Source organism: Streptosporangium sp. NPDC050148 (assembly GCF_055586505.1).
The window spans coordinates 78884-96025 of sequence record NZ_JBVJIA010000020.1; the positions used below are offsets into that span (position 1 = coordinate 78884).

The 17142-nt window shown below is 73.6% G+C and carries 19 protein-coding genes and 1 pseudogene; 13 read left to right on the forward strand and 7 right to left on the reverse strand.

Annotation, left to right across the window (positions count from 1 at the left end; all coding sequences use genetic code 11):
* The first annotated feature begins 124 nt into the window (after positions 1-124).
* Entirely contained in the window at positions 125-532 is a 408-nt protein-coding gene (locus ACZ6RT_RS22870) for a YciI family protein (RefSeq protein ID WP_344897820.1), read from the forward strand.
* Positions 533-539: 7 nt separating this feature from the next.
* Complete coding sequence (locus ACZ6RT_RS22875; RefSeq protein ID WP_399191758.1) at positions 540-1685, forward strand: RNA polymerase sigma factor; 1146 nt, start codon at positions 540-542, stop codon at positions 1683-1685.
* Between the two features lie 9 nt (positions 1686-1694).
* Here the strand turns inward: ACZ6RT_RS22875 and ACZ6RT_RS22880 are convergent, their stop codons facing one another.
* Positions 1695-2024, reverse strand: a complete 330-nt coding sequence (locus ACZ6RT_RS22880; RefSeq protein WP_470155928.1) for a hypothetical protein — start codon at positions 2022-2024, stop codon at positions 1695-1697.
* Between the two features lie 280 nt (positions 2025-2304).
* On the opposite strand from ACZ6RT_RS22880, the gene ACZ6RT_RS22885 reads away from it, so the two are divergent.
* Positions 2305-2835 carry a MarR family winged helix-turn-helix transcriptional regulator gene (locus ACZ6RT_RS22885; protein WP_399191754.1) on the forward strand — a complete coding sequence of 177 codons (531 nt, stop codon included), beginning with the start codon at positions 2305-2307 and terminating at the stop codon, positions 2833-2835.
* A gap of 151 nt (positions 2836-2986) precedes the next feature.
* Here the strand turns inward: ACZ6RT_RS22885 and ACZ6RT_RS22890 are convergent, their stop codons facing one another.
* Genes ACZ6RT_RS22890 through ACZ6RT_RS22900 form a run of 3 tightly spaced genes read right to left on the reverse strand, consistent with a single transcriptional unit; the run spans position 2987 to position 3994 of the window.
* The gene (locus ACZ6RT_RS22890; protein ID WP_470155930.1) at positions 2987-3313 is read right to left on the reverse strand and encodes a DUF1048 domain-containing protein; all 327 of its coding nucleotides are present in this window, start codon (positions 3311-3313) and stop codon (positions 2987-2989) included.
* A gap of 1 nt (position 3314) precedes the next feature.
* Complete coding sequence (locus tag ACZ6RT_RS22895) at positions 3315-3671, reverse strand: DUF1048 domain-containing protein (protein WP_399191750.1); 357 nt, start codon at positions 3669-3671, stop codon at positions 3315-3317.
* Complete coding sequence (locus ACZ6RT_RS22900; RefSeq protein WP_399191748.1) at positions 3668-3994, reverse strand: PadR family transcriptional regulator; 327 nt, start codon at positions 3992-3994, stop codon at positions 3668-3670. The genes ACZ6RT_RS22895 and ACZ6RT_RS22900 overlap by 4 nt, the downstream gene beginning before the upstream one ends.
* Positions 3995-4284: 290 nt before the next feature.
* Here ACZ6RT_RS22900 and ACZ6RT_RS22905 point away from each other — a divergent pair, with 290 nt between their 5' ends.
* Both ACZ6RT_RS22905 and ACZ6RT_RS22910 read left to right on the forward strand, forming a co-directional pair.
* Positions 4285-5703 carry a sensor histidine kinase gene (locus tag ACZ6RT_RS22905; RefSeq protein WP_470155933.1) on the forward strand — a complete coding sequence of 473 codons (1419 nt, stop codon included), beginning with the start codon at positions 4285-4287 and terminating at the stop codon, positions 5701-5703.
* Positions 5700-6371: a response regulator transcription factor gene (locus tag ACZ6RT_RS22910; protein WP_470155935.1), complete on the forward strand. Its 672-nt coding sequence runs from the start codon at positions 5700-5702 to the stop codon at positions 6369-6371. Before ACZ6RT_RS22905 ends, ACZ6RT_RS22910 begins: the two co-directional genes overlap by 4 nt.
* Before the next feature lie 87 nt (positions 6372-6458).
* Here ACZ6RT_RS22910 and ACZ6RT_RS22915 read toward each other — a convergent pair.
* Positions 6459-6704: pseudogene (locus ACZ6RT_RS22915) on the reverse strand (phosphatase PAP2 family protein); the annotation flags it as partial.
* Between ACZ6RT_RS22915 and ACZ6RT_RS22920 the strand changes: the two are divergent.
* Both ACZ6RT_RS22920 and ACZ6RT_RS22925 read left to right on the forward strand, forming a co-directional pair.
* A complete protein-coding gene (locus ACZ6RT_RS22920) occupies positions 6586-6861 on the forward strand; it encodes a hypothetical protein (protein ID WP_470156052.1) in 276 nt (91 codons plus the stop codon). The pseudogene ACZ6RT_RS22915 and the gene ACZ6RT_RS22920 overlap by 119 nt on opposite strands.
* A 407-nt stretch (positions 6862-7268) precedes the next feature.
* Positions 7269-7715 (forward strand): hypothetical protein, encoded by a 447-nt coding sequence (locus tag ACZ6RT_RS22925; protein ID WP_470155937.1) that lies wholly within the window; start codon positions 7269-7271, stop codon positions 7713-7715.
* A gap of 15 nt (positions 7716-7730) precedes the next feature.
* On the opposite strand, the gene ACZ6RT_RS22930 is transcribed toward ACZ6RT_RS22925, so the two are convergent.
* On the reverse strand, positions 7731-9308 hold the full coding sequence (locus ACZ6RT_RS22930; protein WP_399191740.1) for an MDR family MFS transporter: 1578 nt from the start codon (positions 9306-9308) through the stop codon (positions 7731-7733).
* Positions 9309-9471: 163 nt separating this feature from the next.
* On the reverse strand, positions 9472-10086 hold the full coding sequence (locus ACZ6RT_RS22935) for an acyl-CoA-like ligand-binding transcription factor (RefSeq protein WP_470155939.1): 615 nt from the start codon (positions 10084-10086) through the stop codon (positions 9472-9474).
* A 411-nt stretch (positions 10087-10497) separates the two neighbouring features.
* On the opposite strand from ACZ6RT_RS22935, the gene ACZ6RT_RS22940 reads away from it, so the two are divergent.
* The 6 genes from ACZ6RT_RS22940 to ACZ6RT_RS22965 all read left to right on the forward strand — a co-directional run bounded on the left by ACZ6RT_RS22940 (position 10498) and on the right by ACZ6RT_RS22965 (position 17131).
* Positions 10498-12048 (forward strand): ABC transporter substrate-binding protein, encoded by a 1551-nt coding sequence (locus tag ACZ6RT_RS22940; RefSeq protein WP_470155941.1) that lies wholly within the window; start codon positions 10498-10500, stop codon positions 12046-12048.
* A complete protein-coding gene (locus tag ACZ6RT_RS22945) occupies positions 12045-13025 on the forward strand; it encodes an ABC transporter permease (protein ID WP_470155943.1) in 981 nt (326 codons plus the stop codon). Before ACZ6RT_RS22940 ends, ACZ6RT_RS22945 begins: the two co-directional genes overlap by 4 nt.
* Position 13026: 1 nt before the next feature.
* Positions 13027-13839 (forward strand): ABC transporter permease, encoded by an 813-nt coding sequence (locus ACZ6RT_RS22950; protein ID WP_399191732.1) that lies wholly within the window; start codon positions 13027-13029, stop codon positions 13837-13839.
* On the forward strand, positions 13836-14780 hold the full coding sequence (locus ACZ6RT_RS22955; RefSeq protein ID WP_470155945.1) for an ABC transporter ATP-binding protein: 945 nt from the start codon (positions 13836-13838) through the stop codon (positions 14778-14780). Before ACZ6RT_RS22950 ends, ACZ6RT_RS22955 begins: the two co-directional genes overlap by 4 nt.
* The gene (locus tag ACZ6RT_RS22960; RefSeq protein WP_399191728.1) at positions 14773-15447 is read left to right on the forward strand and encodes an ABC transporter ATP-binding protein; all 675 of its coding nucleotides are present in this window, start codon (positions 14773-14775) and stop codon (positions 15445-15447) included. The genes ACZ6RT_RS22955 and ACZ6RT_RS22960 overlap by 8 nt, the downstream gene beginning before the upstream one ends.
* A gap of 442 nt (positions 15448-15889) precedes the next feature.
* The gene (locus ACZ6RT_RS22965) at positions 15890-17131 is read left to right on the forward strand and encodes a sensor histidine kinase (protein ID WP_470155948.1); all 1242 of its coding nucleotides are present in this window, start codon (positions 15890-15892) and stop codon (positions 17129-17131) included.
* The last annotated feature ends 11 nt before the right edge of the window (positions 17132-17142 follow it).

Consider the following 17142-nt stretch of genomic DNA (forward strand, 5'->3'; position numbering starts at 1 on the left):
CGGGACGCGGAATCTTCGCGATCCACCGGAAAAAGTCCCGGCGGGATGTCGAGAACCCGTCCGCGGCTCCGTCCCCGGGGCGGACACGGCCACAATGGAGCCGTACCGCACCGAGGAGAACACGATGGCGAAGTACCTGCTGCTCAAGCACTACCGCGGCGCGCCGGCGCCGGTCAACGACGTGCCGATGGACCGGTGGACGCCGGAGGAGGTCTCGGCCCACGTACGGTACATGCAGGAGTTCGCCGCCCGGCTCGAGAGCACCGGTGAGTTCGTCGACGGCCAGGCGCTCTCCCCGGAGGGCACGTTCGTCCGCTACGACGGAGAGGGGCGCCCGCCGGTCACCGACGGCCCGTTCGCGGAGACCAAGGACCTGATCGCCGGCTGGATGGTGATCGACGTCGAGAGCCACGGGCGGGCGCTCGAACTGGCCGCCGAGCTGTCCGCGGCTCCCGGGGCGGGCGGGAGGCCGATCCACGAGTGGCTGGAGGTACGCCCGTTCCTGACCGAGCTTCCGACCATCACGGAGTGACGGACCGGTGGACGAGAGGTTGCTGCGGGCCCTCACCCCCACCGTGATCGGCGTCCTCGTCCGTCGCGGGGCCGACTTCGCGTCGGCCGAGGACGCCGTGCAGGACGCCCTGGTCGAGGCCGTGCGGGTGTGGCCGGGCGACCCGCCGCGGGATCCCAAGGGCTGGCTGGTCACCGTGGCCTGGCGCAAGTTCCTCGACGCCGTCCGGGCGGACGCCTCCCGGCGGCACCGCGAGGTGCGCGTCGAGGCCGAGCCCGCTCCCGGTCCGGGCGAGGCGGCCGACGACACGCTCCGGCTGTACTTCCTGTGCGCGCACCCGTCCCTGACACCGGCCTCGGCCGTCGCGCTCACGCTGCGCGCGGTCGGCGGCCTGACCACGCGTCAGATCGCGCAGGCCTACCTCGTGCCGGAGACGACCATGGCCCAGCGGATCAGCAGGGCCAAGCGGACCGTCTCGGGTGTCCGGTTCGACCGGCCAGGTGACGTCGCCACCGTGCTGCGGGTGCTCTACCTGGTCTTCAACGAGGGCTACTCCGGTGACGTCGACCTCGCCGGTGAGGCGATCCGGCTCACCCGCCGGCTGGCCGCCGGGATCGACCACGAGGAGGTCGCGGGCCTGCTCGCGCTCATGCTGCTCCACCACGCCCGGCGCCCGGCGCGGACCGGTCCCGACGGCAGGCTCGTGCCGCTCGCCGAGCAGGACCGCGGCCTGTGGGACACCCGCCTGATCACCGAGGGCGTCGACGTGCTCCAGGCGGCCCTCGCCCGCGACCGCCTGGGCGAGTTCCAGGCCCAGGCGGCCATCGCCGCGCTCCACGCCGACGCCCGGACGGCCGGGGAGACCGACTGGGTGCAGATCGTCGAGTGGTACGACGAACTGGTGCGCCTCACCGGCAGCCCGGTGGCCCGGCTCAACCGGGCCGTCGCGGTCGGCGAGGCGGACGGCCCGCGGGCCGGCCTGGCCGCGCTGGCGCGGCTCGACCCGGCCCTGCCCCGCCATGCCGCCGTCGCCGCGTACCTGCACGAGCGTGACGGCGACCCGGTCACCGCGGCGCGGCTCTACGCCGAGGCCGCCCGGTCGGCGCCCAACCTCCCCGAACGCGACCACCTCGTGCGGCAGGCCGCGCGGCTCAACGTGCTGCTGCGCGGCTGAGCGGTTCCCTCACTCCCGGTCCCGGCGGGCGCGCAGCTCGCGGAGTTCCCGGAGTTCCCGGAGCTCACGGCGGGCCCGGTGACGGTCGCGGCGGCGCTCCTCGCGACGAAGGTGGTACCACTCCCGGCCCCCGTGGCCGTAGCCGAACAGGTGGTAGGCGTAGGTGGTGGCGCTCCAGTGACATCCGCTCGTGCGGTGGCTCAGGGACGCGCTGTCGGCGGTGATCTCCTCGGGCAGCGTGCAGGGCCCGAACCGGTGGTCGTGAACGGGCAGGCAGGTCACCATCGGTGTGTCCGCCATCCGCACCCACCAGGGCCGGGTCTTGTCGGTCTTGCTCATACGGTCACCTTTCGGCTCCGTGACGCCCCGGGCTGGGGCTGTCACAAGACCGGATGCACCGTGATCACCTCCGACTTCACGCACGATGGAACAGGACCGGAACGACGTCGCCGCTCAGGCGGACCGGCTCCGACGCTACTACGATCCGCGCGGGTGCGCGCGTCGCCCGCCTGGGGTGACACGGCCCCGGAGGGGCGACGCGGCCCCGGAGGGGCGACGCGGGCGCGCCGGGGGCGACGCTGTCGCAACGCTTTGAATTCGCAACATGTACCGTGAGGGCATGACCGACAGCCGTCCCGACACCGAGGGCGCCCAGCCGCTCGACCCCGCCCAGCTGGGTGCCTACTTCGTGCTCATGGAGGCCGTCAGCCTGCTCCAGTACCAGGTCGAACAACAGCTGCGCGCCGAGGGCGGCATCACCTATGTCCAGTTCCAGCTGCTGGCCCGCCTCGCCCACGCCCAGGGTCCGCTGACCATGACCGAGCTGGCCGACGGCGTCGTCTACAGCCGCAGCGGCCTGACCTACCAGGCCGGCCTTCTGGAGAAGGCCGGTCTCATCACCCGCGGTCCCAGCCCCGACGACGAGCGGGCCACCGTGGTCGCCGTCACCGACGACGGCCGGGCGCTCGTCGACCGCGTCCTGCCCGGCCACGTCCAGGTCACCCGCCGGCTGCTGTTCGACCCCCTGACCGACGACGACCTGCACCACCTCGGCGACATCATGACCCGGGTACGCGACCACATGCGCGCCCGGCCGCCCCGCTCCGCCGCCCCCCGCAAGGGGAACGCCGCGCCCCCGGCCGCGTCGTGACCGGTCGCGTCGTGACCGGTCGCGTCGTGTCCGGCCGCGTCATGACGGGTCGTGACGGGTCGCGACGGGCCGCGCCGATGAACACCGCGTGCGTGATCGGGCCGCGGCACCCCGGGCGCCCGCCGGTGCCTCGCCCGCGGGTGCCCGGGTGTCACGTCCCGGCCGTGCCGGGTCTGCCGCGGGCGGATTCCTGGTAGACGTCCGCGTAGGTGCGCGAGTCCTTGATCAGGTCGTCGCAGAAGGCGGCGACGTCGTCGCCGAGGAGTTCCCGGACCCCCGTGCCGGCCGCGACGCCCTCCTCGAAGAAGTCGACGATCCCCGGCAGCAGGGGCCCGTCGGGCAGGTCGACCGGCCCGACCTTGAAGAGGTACCTCTGGATCTCCGTGTAGACGATCCGGTAGTCCGGCGGGAGCCCCCTGACCCGCGCCGTGTGCGCCCGCCACCGTCTCTTGCCCTCGATGATGTCCTGGATGCCCACGTCAGCCTCCCAGCCGGTCCAGTTTCCTCGCCACGTTCCTGTTCAGCTGCTCGCGCCACCGGTCGCGATGGCCCCGGCCCCTTTCCTCGCCGGCCAGCGCCGCGCAGAAGCCCTCGATGTCGTCACCCAGCACCTCGTGGGCGCTCTGCCCGTCGGCCGCGGTCTCCTCGAGCAGCCCCAGGGCGTTGTCGAGGATCGGCGTCAGGTTCCGGCCGGTGAAGTCCGCGTAGGGAGAGAGATGACCCTTGATCTCCTCCCACGCCGCCCGGTGGCCGGCCGGCAACGCCTGGGCCCGGGCCTCGAACGCCCTCCACTCCCTGGTGAGATCGCCGCCCGTGATGGTCTCCCAGACGTTCATCTCCCGCCCTCCCTCAGCTTCTCGAGCCGCGATGTGATGTACTCCCATTTCGCCCAGAACGTCGCGAGCTTGTCGCGTCCCGCGTCGTTGAGCACGTAGAACTTGCGCGGCGGGCCCAGCTCGGACGGTCGTTTCGTCACCTGGACGAGCCCGTTCCTCTCCAGCCGCAGCAGGATGGTGTACACCGTCCCCTCGACGACGTCGGCGAAGCCGAGTTCGTTCAGCCGGCGCGTGATGGCGTACCCGTAGGTCTCCTCGTTGCCGATGATCTCCAGTACGCAGCCCTCGAGCGTGCCCTTCAGCATCTCCGTCAGGTCGTCCATCGTGGGTCCTCTTCGCTCTCCCGGTATCCGGTGCCACCGAGTACCACTATACAGTATCACCGAGTAGCAGGTCGTGTCCCGCGGACGGCCGGTACGGGCCTCGGGGCGCCCCGGTTCATCGGCGAGCGCGCCGGGCGCGGGGAACCGGGCGCCTGCCGGTGGGGACGTCGTGGTGCGGGCCGGGGGCGGTCCATGCCCCCGTCCGGACACGGCGACCCGGCGGGTCCGTCCGTGCGGGGATGACGTGTCCGATATGAGTGTTCGAGGGTCTTCTCCTATTGTGCGGTTGCATGGGGAGAACGTCCGTGATGCCGGTCGGAAGCGGAGACGGCGACGGGTGGTGGCCTGCGGTCTCGGCGGAATGGCCGATCGGGCTGGCCGCGGCAGGCGCCGTTCTGAGCCTCGCCACCCCGTGGTGGGCGGTGCCGGCCGTGCCGGCCGCGTTCCTGGCCGGGACGCGTCCCGGACCCGCCAGGAACGCGGCGTTCGTGCTGGTCGCGGTGGTGTCGGCCGGTGTGGTCGCGATCTGCGCGGTCCCGGCGTGGACGGCGCTGGGGGACGGGTTCGTGGCGGTGGTGGCCGCCGCCATGACGGCCTGGTTCGCCGGGCGTTTCCGGCGGCAGTACCGCGCGCTCGTACGGGCGGGCTGGGAGCGGGCCGCGCATCTGGAACGCGAGCAGCGGCTGGTCGCCGAGCAGGCGCGGCTGCGCGAGCGGACCCGGATCGCCCAGGACATGCACGACGTCCTGGGCCACGAGCTCAGCCTGATCGCGCTGTCGGCCGGGGCGCTGAAGCTCGCCCCCGGCCTGGCGCCTGAGCACCGGGCGAGCGCGCAGGACATCAGGGAGCGGGCGGGGACGGCCGTGGAGCGGCTGGGCGAGGTCGTCGGCCTGCTGCGGGAGGAGGACGGGCCGGCCGAGCCCCCGGGCACGGACGTGACCGAGCTGGTCGAGCGGGCCTCGGCGGCGGGGCTCGCGGTCACCCTGCGCGTCGAGGGCGCCGCGGACGGCCTGCCGCCGGTGGCCGGACGCGCGGCGTATCGCGTCGTGCAGGAGGCGCTGACCAACGCCGCCAGGCACGCGCCCGGCGCGCCGGTGTCGGTGCGGGTACGGCACACCGAGGCGGAGACGCGGGTCGAGGTGGAGAACGGGCCCCCGGCCGGTCCCGCCCCGGCCGTCACCTCGGGCGGCCGGGGGCTCATCGGCCTGGACGAACGCGTCCGGCTCGCCGGCGGGATCCTCGCGCACGGCCCTGCCGGCGGGGGCTTCACCGTCTCGGCCCGGCTCCCGCGCGACCGGGCCGTGCGCGCGGACCTTCCCGAGGACGCCGCCGTGCCGCGGGAGCACCGGCGGGCCCGCGGCAACGTGCGCCGTACGGTCGCCTTCGCCCTCCTGCTGCCCCTCGTGACGGCCGCGCTGATCGGCGGCGGCCTGCGCCTGTGGGAGGCGCGGACCGCCCGCTGGTCGGTGCTGCCGCAGCAGGACCACGCGGCCCTGCACCTCGGCCGGCCGCGCTCGGAGCTGGCGCGCCTCCTGCCGGAACGGCAGGCCGGGCGCCGCCCGGACGTTCCCGAGCCGGCCGGGCAGGGTACGACGTGCGAGTATTACGCGATGACCGCCGATCTTCTCGACGACCGGTACGGGGACGCCTACCGCCTGTGCTTCCGCGCGGGCCTGCTGGTGTCCTCCGACACCCTGGTGGAGAGATGATCCGGGTGCTCGTCGCCGACGACGAGCCCATGATCCGGGCCGGGGTACGGGCGATCCTGGCCACCGATCCCGGCATCGCCGTCGTGGCCGAGGCCGCCGGCGGCCGCGAGGCCGTGGACCTGGTCCGGCGGCACCGCCCCGACGTGGCCGTGCTCGACGTCCGCATGCCGGGAGGCGACGGCATAGAGGCGGCGGCCGAGATCCACAGGACGGTCTCCGCCACCGGTGTGGTGATCCTGACCACGTTCGGCGAGGACGACTACATCCTGCAGGCGCTCGGCGGGGGAGCGGCGGGGTTCCTGGTCAAGTCCGGTGATCCGGAGGAGCTGATCGCGGGCGTCCGGGCGGTGGCCGACGGGGCGGCGTACCTGTCACCGAGGGTCGCGGCCCGGGTGGTCGCGCACCTCGCCGCCGGTGACGCCGGGGCCCTGGCCGGCCGGCGTCGCGCCGCCCGCGTCCGGGTCGACACGCTGACCGCCAGGGAACGCGAGGTGCTGGGGTGCCTGGGGACCGGCCTGTCCAACGGGCAGATCGCGCGCCGGCTGGGGGTCGCCGAGGGCACCGTCAAGGCGCACGTCAGCTCGATCCTGACCCGGCTGGGCGTGGACAACCGGGCGGCGGCGGCCGTCGTGGCGCACGAGGCGGGCGTCGTCGCCGAGCAGCGCTGACACCGGGCGCGCGACGGCCGGGGTGATCGCCAGGAGCGCCGCCACCGCGACGCAGGCGCCGAGGACGGCCCCCGCCAGCACGTCGTGCGGGTAGTGGGCCCCCGCCAGCACGCGCAGCGCCCCCGCCGCCACGGCCACCGGCACGGTCAGGACGGCCAGCCTCGGCCGCAGCACGCCCAGCCCGGCCGCGATCCCGGCGGCCAGGGTGGCGTGGTTGCTGGGGAACGACCAGTCTCCCGGCGGGGGGCAGCCCGCGATCGCCGTCACCGCCCGGCACGGCCGCTCCTCGTCCACGGCGAGCTTCAGGGCCTCGCTGAGCGCGTACGCGGCCACGGTGCCGGCGCCGGTCACGATCGTTCCCGCGACGCCGTACGCCTCCCGCCGCCGCAGCGCGCTCCAGCACGTCAGGGCGAGGACCAGCCCGAGCAGCACCAGGGGGCCGCCGGAGGCGACCTCCAGCCACGCGGGCACGCCGCCCATCGCCTCGTGAACCCACCGGTACGCCTCGGCGGAGGCGCCGGCGGTGACCCGTACCGGCTCGGGCGTGCCCAGCCCGCCGGGGGACAGCAGGCCCACCGCGGCCGCTCCCGCGGCCAGCAGGGCGGCCGGCCACAGCATCCTCGTACGGACGTCGTTCCACAGATCGGTCGTCATGGGTCAGGACCGTAGGAGCGGACCACACCCCCGCGCCTCTGCCGGACGTCGGATCCGGGACCAAGCGAACGTCGGGGTTGACACGCCGGCGGCGCGGCCCGGCGTCGTCGGTACGCGTACGGGGAGACGCCGGGATATCCTCGCCCTGCCGGCCCGACTGGAGGTCCGGCGACGCGCCCGGCCCGGCCGTCGCCGGGGCACGGGAGGTCCCGGCGCCCGCCCCCGCCCCCCGGAGAGACCGTCATGACCACGCCCGAGCACGGCACGACCTGGCGCGACGCCCGCTACGACATGCCCGTCGGCCGGCAGCTGGAGCGCTACGACGAGCTGGCCGCCAGGGACGCCTCGTCCCGCGCCCGGATCGAGCTGGTGGCCCGGGGGATCTACGATCCCGCCCGGCACGGGGCCGACGACCGGCCCGCGCTCATCGTGGCCGAGCACATCGAGCTGCTGGCGCTGGCGGAGAGCATCGCGCGCACCGTGCGCCACCCCTCCAACGTCCACCACGCGCTGCTGGCCGGGGTGACCTGGGCCGACATCGCCCGCGTCACCGACTCCGACGAGGCGACCGTCCGGCGGGACTACCGGCGGTGGGCCGACGACCAGTACGACCTCAACCGGCACTTCCCGGACCGCGGCATGACCGCCGACGAGCACGCCTCCGCGGTCGCCAGGGCCGCGGAGGGGTGAGGGACGCCCTCCCGCTCAGTGACCGGCGGCCGCGGCCTGCTCCCGGGCCAGCCTCTCCTCGCCCGACAGTGTGTTGAGCGGCTTCTCCTTGATGAACAGGACCGCCAGCAGCGCGAGCGCGGTGAGCGGCACGCCGATGAGGAACAGTTCGGCGGTGGCCGTCGCGTACACGTCCTGGACGACGCGGACGACGGGAGCGGGCAGTGCGGAGATGTCGGGTACGGCGTCGCTGTCGCCGCCCGCGCCACCGGCGGCTATCGGGCCGAGCTTCTCCGTCATGAGCGTGGTGATCCGCGCGGCCAGCACCGCCCCCAGGGCGCTGACGCCGACGGCGCCGCCCATGCTGCGGAAGAAGGTCAGCACCGAGGTGGTGACCCCCAGGTCATGGGCGGGCACGTCGTTCTGGGCGGCGAGGACCAGGTTCTGCATGAGCATGCCGACGCCGACGCCGAGCACCGCCATGTAGACCCCGAGCAGCAGCGTGCCGGTCTGGCCGTCGATGGTGCTGAGCAGGCCCATCCCGGCGAGCATGACGACGCCGCCGGCCACCAGGAAGCCCTTCCAGCGGCCCCACTTGGTGATGAGCTGGCCGGCCACGGTGGAGGAGACCAGCAGGCCGAACACCATCGGCAGGCTCATCAGGCCGGCGATCGTCGGGGACTTGCCGAGCGCCACCTGGAAGTACTGCGACAGGAAGACCGTGCCGCCGAACATGGCCACGCCGACCAGGACGCTGGCCACGGTGGCCAGGGCGACGGTGCGGTTCCTGAGGATGTACAGGGGGATGATCGGCTCGGCGGCGCGCGACTCCACCCACACGGCCAGCGCGAGGACGACCACGGCGGCGCCCACCAGGGCGACGGTCCACCAGGAGCCCCACTCGAACTGGTTGCCCGCCAGCGACGACCAGATCAGCAGCGTGGACACGCCCACCGTGATCAGCAGGGCGCCCAGGTAGTCGACCTTGACGTCCCTGCGGACCACCGGCAGATCGAGCGTGCGCTGCAGCAGGACGATGGCCAGGATCGTGAACGGCACGCCGATGAGGAAGCACCAGCGCCAGCCGAGCCAGGAGGTGTCCACGAGCACGCCGCCGATGAGCGGGCCCGCCACGGTGCCGACACCGAACACCGCGCCGAAGATGCCGGCGTAGCGGCCGAGCTCACGCGGCGGGATCAGGGCCGCCATCACGATCATCGCGAGCGCGGTCATGCCTCCGGCGCCGATGCCCTGCACGACGCGGCTGACGATGAGGACCTCCACGTTCGGCGTGAGGCCCGCGATCAGCGAGCCCACCACGAACAGTCCCAGCGAGAGCTGGATCAGCAGCTTCTTGCTGTAGAGGTCGGCCATCTTGCCCCAGAGCGGCACCGTGGCCGTCATGGCCAGCAGCTCCGAGGTGACGATCCAGGTGTAGACGGTCTGCGAGCCCCGCAGGTCGGTGATGATGCGGGGCAGGGCGTTGGCCACGACGGTCGAGGCCAGGATGGACACGAACATGCCCACCATCAGCCCCGACAGGGCCTGCAGGACCTTTCTCCTGGAGGCGGGCGCCGCGGCCACGGACTCGGGCTGCGCGCTGGTGGATGTCATCTTTCCTCGATTTTCTCAGGTGATCACCGGCGTCCGCGGGACGGCCGCGGACACCGGCCGGACGAAGACGTTCACGGGGACGGCCGGAACGGGACGGCCGGAGCGGGACGGTAGGGGCGGGACGGTCGGAGGGGGACGGTGACCGGGGCGGTCACCGGGACGGTCACGGATCGGGCAGGCCGGCGGCGAGCCGGGCGAAGGCGTCGTCGACCAGGTCGGCCAGGGCCGGGCGGCCGTCGGCGGCGCTCCAGCGCATCATCGCCACCCGGAAGGCCGCCATGGTCACCGCGGTGACCAGCTCGGGGTAGCCGCTCGTACCGGCCTCCACCCCCGTCCGGCGCGCGACGGCGGCCGAGACGACGCGCTCGGTCTCGGTGCCGCCCGCGACCAGCCGGGGCAGGAGCGACGGGTTCTGCTCGAACACCTTCAGCCGCAGCAGCCACCGCTCGCGCTCTTCCTGGACGCGCTCGGCCTCGGCCCGCGACATCAGGCGCAGCGCCTCCAGGACGGGCACGTCCGCGGGCACGGCGTCCAGCTTCTCGCGCAGCTCGTCGGCGGACGCCGGGCCCGCGCCGACGAGCGCGTCCTCCTTGGACGGGAAGTAGTTGAAGAACGTCCGGGAGGAGAGGTCCACCGCCTCGGCGATGTCCTCCACCGTGACACCCGCCAGACCGCGCTCGGCCACCAGCGTCAGGGCGGCGTGCTCCAGGGCCGCGCGGGTCTCGAGCTTCTTCCGGTCCCTACGGCCGAGTTCGTAGGCGCTCTCTGCGGTGGTCACGGTGCCAACAGTATGGAGGAACTTTCATATTCTGCAATGTTTCATATTATGAAGTGCCATAGATCACATCCGCGGACGGGCCGGCCCGTCCAAGCGGTCGTGCAGCCATTGGCGTCCCTCGCGCAGGGGCTCGGCCAGGTGGGGGCGCCCTCGTGCGGCGCGCGGCCATCGCCGCGCCGGGGAAGAGGGTGAGGGCGGCGTACGCGCGGGTCACGGCCAGGCCCGCCCGGGGCGGGAGCGGGTCGTGACCGCCGAGCCGTGACGGGTTCGCGTCCACGTGCGCGAACGAGGGAACGCTCCGCGTGATCGCGAACCCGGCGGCGGAGGTGACCGCCGGCGGCCACGGCGCCAGGCCCGCGGCCGCCGACCCCGGTCTATTGCGAATTATTTGCAAGTGATAAGAATTCTCATGTGACTTGGCTTCCCCAGAAGTACGCCACGCTGTGCGCCGTCCTCGCCCTGACGGTCACGGCCTGCTCCGCCCCCCGGAGCCCGGACGCCGCGCCGGACGACACGTTCGTCATCGGCCTGAGCTCGGAGTTCGACACCCTGAACCCGGTGCTCGGATACTCCCCGGACGGCGGCTCGCTGATCTTCGACGGGCTGATGCGCCGGGCCCCTGACCTGACCCTCGAACCCGCGCTCGCCGCCGGCCCGCCCGTCGTCTCCGCGGACGCCGAGACCGTCACCTTCACCCTGAAGGAAGGACTGAAGTTCCACGACGGCAGACCGCTGACCAGCCAGGACGTGGAGTACACCTACGAGGCGCTGCTCGACCCCGCCAACGCCTCCACGATCAGGAGCGACTACTCGGCGATCAAGGAGGTGACGGCCCCCGACGCGCGGACCGTGGTGTTCAGGCTCCGCCACCCCTACGCGCCGCTCGTGCAGCGCACCACGCTCGGCATCGTGCCCAAGGGCACAGCGGAGAAGACCAGGCCGGTCGGCAGCGGTCCCTACCGGTTCGTCTCCTGGACCCCCGGCGACAAGATCGTGCTGGAGGCCAACAAGGAGTACTGGGGCGGAGCCCCGGCGATCTCCAGGCTGGTGCTCGCCTTCGCGCCCGACGACAACGTGCGCGCGACCCGCATCCGGGCCGGCGAGTTCGACGCCACCGTCCTCGCGCCCAAGGCCGCAGCGGGCCTGCGCGGCCGGCCGGGAATGACCGTGTACGACGTGCCGAGCGCCGACTACCGCGCGATCATGTACCCGATGGAACGGCCGGTGACCGGCGACCGGGCCGTGCGCAGGGCGCTCGGCCTGGCCCTGGACCGTCAGGCGATGGTCGACACGATCCTCGCCGGCGCGGGCACCCCCGCCTACGGGCCGATCTCCCCCGACACCGTCTGGCACGACCCCGGGGTGACCGGTACCACCGACCCCGCGGCAGCGGCACGGCTGCTCGACGAGGCGGGCTGGACCATGGGAGAGGACGGCGTCAGGGAGAAGGCCGGGCAGAGGGCCGAGTTCACCCTGATGTACCCGGCGGGCGACTCGCTGCGCAAGGAACTCGCCCTGGCCGCGGCCTCCGACGCCAGGAGGATCGGCCTGCGCGTCGAGCCGATCGGCCTGGACTGGGACGCGATCGAGGCGCGGCTGGACAGGGACGCGGCGGTCATGGGATTCGGCAGCCCGTACGACCCCGACTACGTCAACTACGAGCTGTTCCACTCCGACTTCAAGGGCCGGGGCTTCCTCAACCCCGGCCGCTACGACGACCCCCGGGCCGACGCGCTGCTGGAACGGGGAAGGGCCTCGGGCCGGCAGGCCGAACGCCGACGGATCTACGCCGACTTCCAGAAACTCGTCAGGGACGACGAGGTCTTCTCGTACCTGGTCTTCCTCAAGCACGTGTACGTCGTCCGCGGCCGGTACGAGGGCATCGTGCCGGGCGTCGAGGGGCACGAGCACGCCACCGGGGGCCTGTTCGCCGGTGTCCACACCTGGAGGCCGGTCGCGTGAGGGCGATCCTCACCATGGTCGCCTGGCGGATCGCCTTCGCGGTGCCGCTGCTGGTGATCGTCACGATCGGCATGTTCGCGCTGGCCAAGGCCTCCCCCTTCGACCCGGTCAGGCAGTACCTCGGCGAACGCGCCCTGGTCACCTCCCCGGAGGCGGCCGAGGCGATCAGGCGGAACTGGGGCCTGGACCGGCCGGTCACCGAGCAGTACGCCACCTGGTTCACCGGCCTGGTCAGGGGCGAGCTGGGCGAGTCACGCTCCTTCCACCGGCCGGTCGCCGAGGTCATCGGCGAGCGGCTCGGCTGGACCCTGCTAGCCACCGGCTCGGCGCTGGTGCTGATGTTCGCCGGCAGCCTGCTGGCCGGGACCCTCGCCGCCCGGCGGCGAGGATCCTGGACGGACCGGGTGATCACCGGTGGCGCGTTCGCCAACGAGGCCGCCCCGGTGTTCTGGCTGGGACTGCTGGCCATCTGGGTCTTCGCGGTCCGGCTGGGCTGGCTGCCCGCCGGGGGCCTGACCGACGCCGCGTCGAGCACGGTCGACGCCGCCGACGTGGCCCGGCACATGATCCTGCCGGTCGCGGTGCTGGCGATCTCCCAGTCGTCGTGGCTCGTGCTCTACGTACGCGAGTCGGTCATCGGGGTCCTGCGGGAGGACTTCGTGATCGGCGCGCGCGCCCGCGGCCTGCGCGAGCGGACCGTGCTCGTACGGCACGCGCTGAGGTCGGCGCTGCTGCCCTTCCTCACCCTGCTCGGCGCCCGGATCCCGGAACTGGTCACCGGCGCGATCCTGGTCGAGACGGTCTTCTCCTGGCCGGGCGTCGCCGCGGCCTCGGTACAGGCGGCGCTGGCGGTGGACTTCCCGCTGCTGGCGGCGCTCACCCTGCTGGGCACGGCGGCGGTGCTGGCCGGCAACCTGCTGGCCGACATCGCCTACACCGTGGCCGATCCGCGGGTCCGCACCCTGGGGGTGGGCTGAGATGCCGGCGAGGTTCGCGACCGCGGTCCTGGTGGTGCTGGCGCTGGCCGTGGTGCTGGTACCTCCCTTCGTGCAGCTGGACCAGAGCCTGGTGGACCTGCGCGCGGCCGGGCGGCCCCCCTCCCTGGCGCACCCCTTCGGCACCGACGAGGTGGGACGGGACGTGCTGATCAGGTCGATCTACGGGCTGCGGGTCTCCTTCCTCGTCGGGCTGGTGGCCGCGCTGGTCAGCATGGTGATCGGCGGGCTCGTGGGCCTGGCGGCGGGCAGCCTCGGGGGAGTGGCCGACCGTGTGCTCATGCGGGTGGTGGACGGGTTCAACGCCCTGCCGCACCTGCTGTTCGGCATCTTCGTCGTCGCGCTGTTCGCGCCCGGCGCCGCCGCGGTGGTGGTGTCGGTGGGGGTGACGCACTGGACCACGGCGGCGCGCATCGTGCGCTCGGAGGTGCTCTCGCTGCGCTCGCGCCCGTTCGTGGAGGCGGCGATCTCCGGGGGCTCGACCAGGACGCGGGTGATCCGCCGCCACCTCCTGCCGCACCTCCTTCCCCACCTGACGCTGGCGACGGTGCTGATGATGCCGCACGCGATCTGGCACGAGACCGCGCTGAGCTTCCTCGGCCTGGGGCTCCCGCCGCACCTGGCCTCGCTCGGCAACATGATCAACGACGGGCAGCGGTCGCTGCTCACCGGCGACTGGTGGTCGAGCCTGGTGCCCGGCCTGTTCATCGCGGTGCCCACGCTGGCGGTGTCGGTCCTGGCCCAGCACTGGCGCGACCGCCACAGCCCTCGCTGGAGATCGGAGCTGGAACTGTGAACGACCTCGGGCGACTGCGGGTCCGGGACCTGAGCGTCACCTTCCGCGTCCCGGGCGCGCTGGTACGGGCGGTCAGCGAGGCGACCTTCGAGGTACGGCCGGGCCGGTGCCTGGCGCTGGTGGGGGAGTCCGGGTGCGGCAAGTCGGTGCTCGCGCACGCGCTGCTCGGCCTGCTGCCCGCCAACGCCTCCGTCCGCGGCCGGGCCTGGCTCACGTGCGGCGAGCAGCCGGCCGAGCCGGTGGAACTGATCGGTGCCTCGCAGGCCGTACTGGCCGGAAAGGTGCGCGGGCGCGCGATCGGGCTCATCCCGCAGAGCCCGGCCACCCACCTCACCCCGGTGCGCACCGCACGGGCCCAGCTCCGGGAGGCCGTCCGCGAGCTCCGCTCGCACGCCACGGCCGACGAGCTCGCGGCCCGCTTCGGCCTGCGCCCCGAGGAGCTGGACCGCTACCCGCACGAGCTGTCGGGCGGTATGGCTCAGCGGGTGGCCAACGCGATCGCGCTGGCGGGCGACCCGTGGCTGGTACTGGCCGACGAACCGACCGGCGGCCTCGACCGGCCGCTGGTGGACCGGACCATGGCGACGCTGCGCGAGCTGTGCGACGAGGGACGCGCCGTGCTGCTGATCACGCACGACCTGCGCGCCGCCGAGCGGGTCGCCGACGATCTGGCCGTCATGTACGCCGGCCGCCTGGTCGAGACCGGGCCGGTGGCCGAGGTGCTCGGACGCCCCCGCCACCCGTACACGGCGGGGCTGGTGGACGCCCAGCCGGACCGGGCGTTCGTCCCCGTCCCCGGCCTGCCGCCCGAGCTGACCCGGCTGCCTCCGGGGTGCGCGTTCCGGCCGCGCTGCGGCCGCCACACCGAGCGGTGCGCCACCGTGCCTGCGATGGACGGCGGCGTGGCCTGCCACCACCCCCTGGGGGGCGGGCATGCTTGAGGCGTCCGGCGTCACCGTCCGGTACGGCGCGCGCACCGTCCTGGAGGGGGCGTCACTGACCGTCAGGCCCGGCGAGGTGACCGGCCTGGCCGGGCCGAGCGGCTGCGGCAAGTCGACCCTGGCCAGGGTCATGGCGATGATGCTGCGCCCGGCGTCGGGCACCCTCGTCGTGGACGGCACGGCCGTGACGCGCTGGCGGGGGCGCGCGCCGCGCGAGCTGCGTACCCGGGTGGCCCTGATCTACCAGCAGCCCAGGCTCGCGGTGGACCCGCGCCTGACGCTCGCCGAGGTGATCGGCGAGCCGCTGGCCGCGAACGGCAGGCCGGACGGGGGACGCGTCGCCGAGCTGGCCGGGCAGGCGGGCCTGACCGGTGAGCTGCTCACCCGCAGGCCGCACGAGGTCTCCGACGGGCAGTTGCAGCGGGCCTGCCTGGCCAGGGCGTTGACCCTGGAGCCCCGCTACCTGATCTGCGACGAGATGACCACCATGCTGGACGCCTCCACCCAGGCGCACCTGGTCGGCATGGTGAACGCCTACCGGGAGCGCACCGGGGCGGGGGTGCTGGCGATCAGCCACGACCCGGTCCTGCTGGACCGCTGGGCCGACGGGGTCGCCCATCTCGCCGGCCTCACCGGCCGCGGTCACCGGGCGGATCCCCGCCGGTGACCCGGCGAGACGGTGACCCGGGAGGCGATGACCCGGGAGGCGGTGACCCGCGCCGTGCCGCGGATCAGCGGCGTCCGAGGGGGCCACCGGTCCCGGGTGTCGACGGTGAGCGCCACCCCGGGGTTCTGCCGCAGTGCCCGGAGCGCGCGCCAGGCGGTGCGACCGCGTCAAGACCTCTCCATGACATCTCCCAGGCCGACGTGTGACGCTACGTCAGTGCCGCCACCGCGCGACCGGATGGATACTGGGCCGGACCCTGGCCGTTCGACCCCGGAGAGCCACCCATGGACATCATGGACACCGACGCCCCGCGCGTTCCGCCGACGGCCCGCACGACCGTTCCCTGCGCGGTCCGCGCGGTGTTCCCCGTGGTGTTCGCCCGTTCTCGTCCCGGCGCCGGGCTTTCGTCCGACGGCGCGCGGTCACGGCCGGGGAGCGGCCGGTGGCCGGCGCGGAAGACCGCGGTCCCGGCCGGGACGAGCGCTCCGGCCGGAGCCGCCGCCCGGCCCGGCGGCTCGGCGGCCGGGTGAGGGCCGCAAGGCCGGCCCGGCCGGGGACGCGCACGGTCCCCGAGCCCGCCGGGACGACGCGGGGACGGCTGCGCAGGCTCAACCTCGTCATGTTCCTCCCGCTGCTCACCGTCGTCGGGCTGCTGCTGGTGGCGATGGACGCCCGGACCTGGTGGCAGGCCCTCGTCCTGGGGCTGGGCGTGGCCGCGGCCCTGGTGTTCTTCGTGCGGTGGGCGGCACGTGACACCTCCCGCGTCGCGATCCCCTGCCTGGCCGTCACCGCGGCCGTGTGGGCCCTCGGAGCGCTGGTGATGGGCACCGACACGGCCTTCTACGGCATCTTGATCGTGGGCTCCCTCGCCGTCCCCCGGCTGCCGCGCCACCGGGGCCTGGCGGCCATCGGGCTGATCTTCTATGTCGCCGCGGTGGGCGCGGCGAGACTGCTGGTCACCCGGGAGGACGTCGCGGGGGTCCTGATCGCGTACGTCATCGTCCCCGCAGGCGTCACGGCGGTGATGACCGGCCTCATGTTCCCCAACCAGAGGTTCTACGGCCTCGTCGCGGAGCTGGAGGAGGCACGGGAACGCGAGGCCGAGCTGGCCGTCGTCCGGGAGCGCGTGCGCTTCGCCAGTGATCTGCACGACATCCAGGGCCACACGCTGCACGTGGTGAAGCTGAAGATCGCGCTGGCCCGGAAGCTGGTGCACAGCGACGCCGAACGGGTCGAGCAGGAACTGCGCGAGGTGCACGCCCTGGTCAGCGAGACCATCACCCGGACCAAGGAACTCGCCTACGCGCAGCGGCGGCTCAACCTGTCCGCCGAGCTGGAGAACGCCAAGAACCTCTTCGAGGCCGCGGGCATCCGCGTGCACGTCGACCGCGAGGCCGAGGTCGACCCGTACGTCGGCGAGCTCCTGGGCCAGGTGCTGCGGGAGACGACGACCAACATCCTGCGGCACGCGCAGGCCGGGCAGGTGCGCATCACCCTGACGGGATCGGGCATCACCATCGTCAACGACGGCGCGCGGGAGGTCCCGCCTCCCGAGCTGCGAGGACTCGCCACGCTCAGGGAACGCGTCGTGGGCAACGGGGGCGAGCTGACGGTGGAGCAGAAGGACGGGCGTTTCCTGACGGCCGCGGCGTTCCCGCACGGTCGTTCGGGCACCGCCCTGTGAGAGCGGGAAGG

What these genes read in the sequence shown, in the direction of transcription:
- ACZ6RT_RS22870 (WP_344897820.1), top strand. Translation starts at nt 125, where the DNA reads ATGGCGAAGTACCTGCTGCTCAAGCACTACCGCGGCGCGCCGGCGCCG.
- ACZ6RT_RS22880 (WP_470155928.1), bottom strand. Translation starts at nt 2,024, where the DNA reads ATGAGCAAGACCGACAAGACCCGGCCCTGGTGGGTGCGGATGGCGGAC.
- ACZ6RT_RS22885 (WP_399191754.1), top strand. Translation starts at nt 2,305, where the DNA reads ATGACCGACAGCCGTCCCGACACCGAGGGCGCCCAGCCGCTCGACCCC.
- ACZ6RT_RS22895 (WP_399191750.1), bottom strand. Translation starts at nt 3,671, where the DNA reads ATGAACGTCTGGGAGACCATCACGGGCGGCGATCTCACCAGGGAGTGG.
- ACZ6RT_RS22900 (WP_399191748.1), bottom strand. Translation starts at nt 3,994, where the DNA reads ATGGACGACCTGACGGAGATGCTGAAGGGCACGCTCGAGGGCTGCGTA.
- ACZ6RT_RS22905 (WP_470155933.1), top strand. Translation starts at nt 4,285, where the DNA reads ATGGGGAGAACGTCCGTGATGCCGGTCGGAAGCGGAGACGGCGACGGG.
- ACZ6RT_RS22910 (WP_470155935.1), top strand. Translation starts at nt 5,700, where the DNA reads ATGATCCGGGTGCTCGTCGCCGACGACGAGCCCATGATCCGGGCCGGG.
- ACZ6RT_RS22925 (WP_470155937.1), top strand. Translation starts at nt 7,269, where the DNA reads ATGACCACGCCCGAGCACGGCACGACCTGGCGCGACGCCCGCTACGAC.
- ACZ6RT_RS22930 (WP_399191740.1), bottom strand. Translation starts at nt 9,308, where the DNA reads ATGACATCCACCAGCGCGCAGCCCGAGTCCGTGGCCGCGGCGCCCGCC.
- ACZ6RT_RS22950 (WP_399191732.1), top strand. Translation starts at nt 13,027, where the DNA reads ATGCCGGCGAGGTTCGCGACCGCGGTCCTGGTGGTGCTGGCGCTGGCC.
- ACZ6RT_RS22960 (WP_399191728.1), top strand. Translation starts at nt 14,773, where the DNA reads ATGCTTGAGGCGTCCGGCGTCACCGTCCGGTACGGCGCGCGCACCGTC.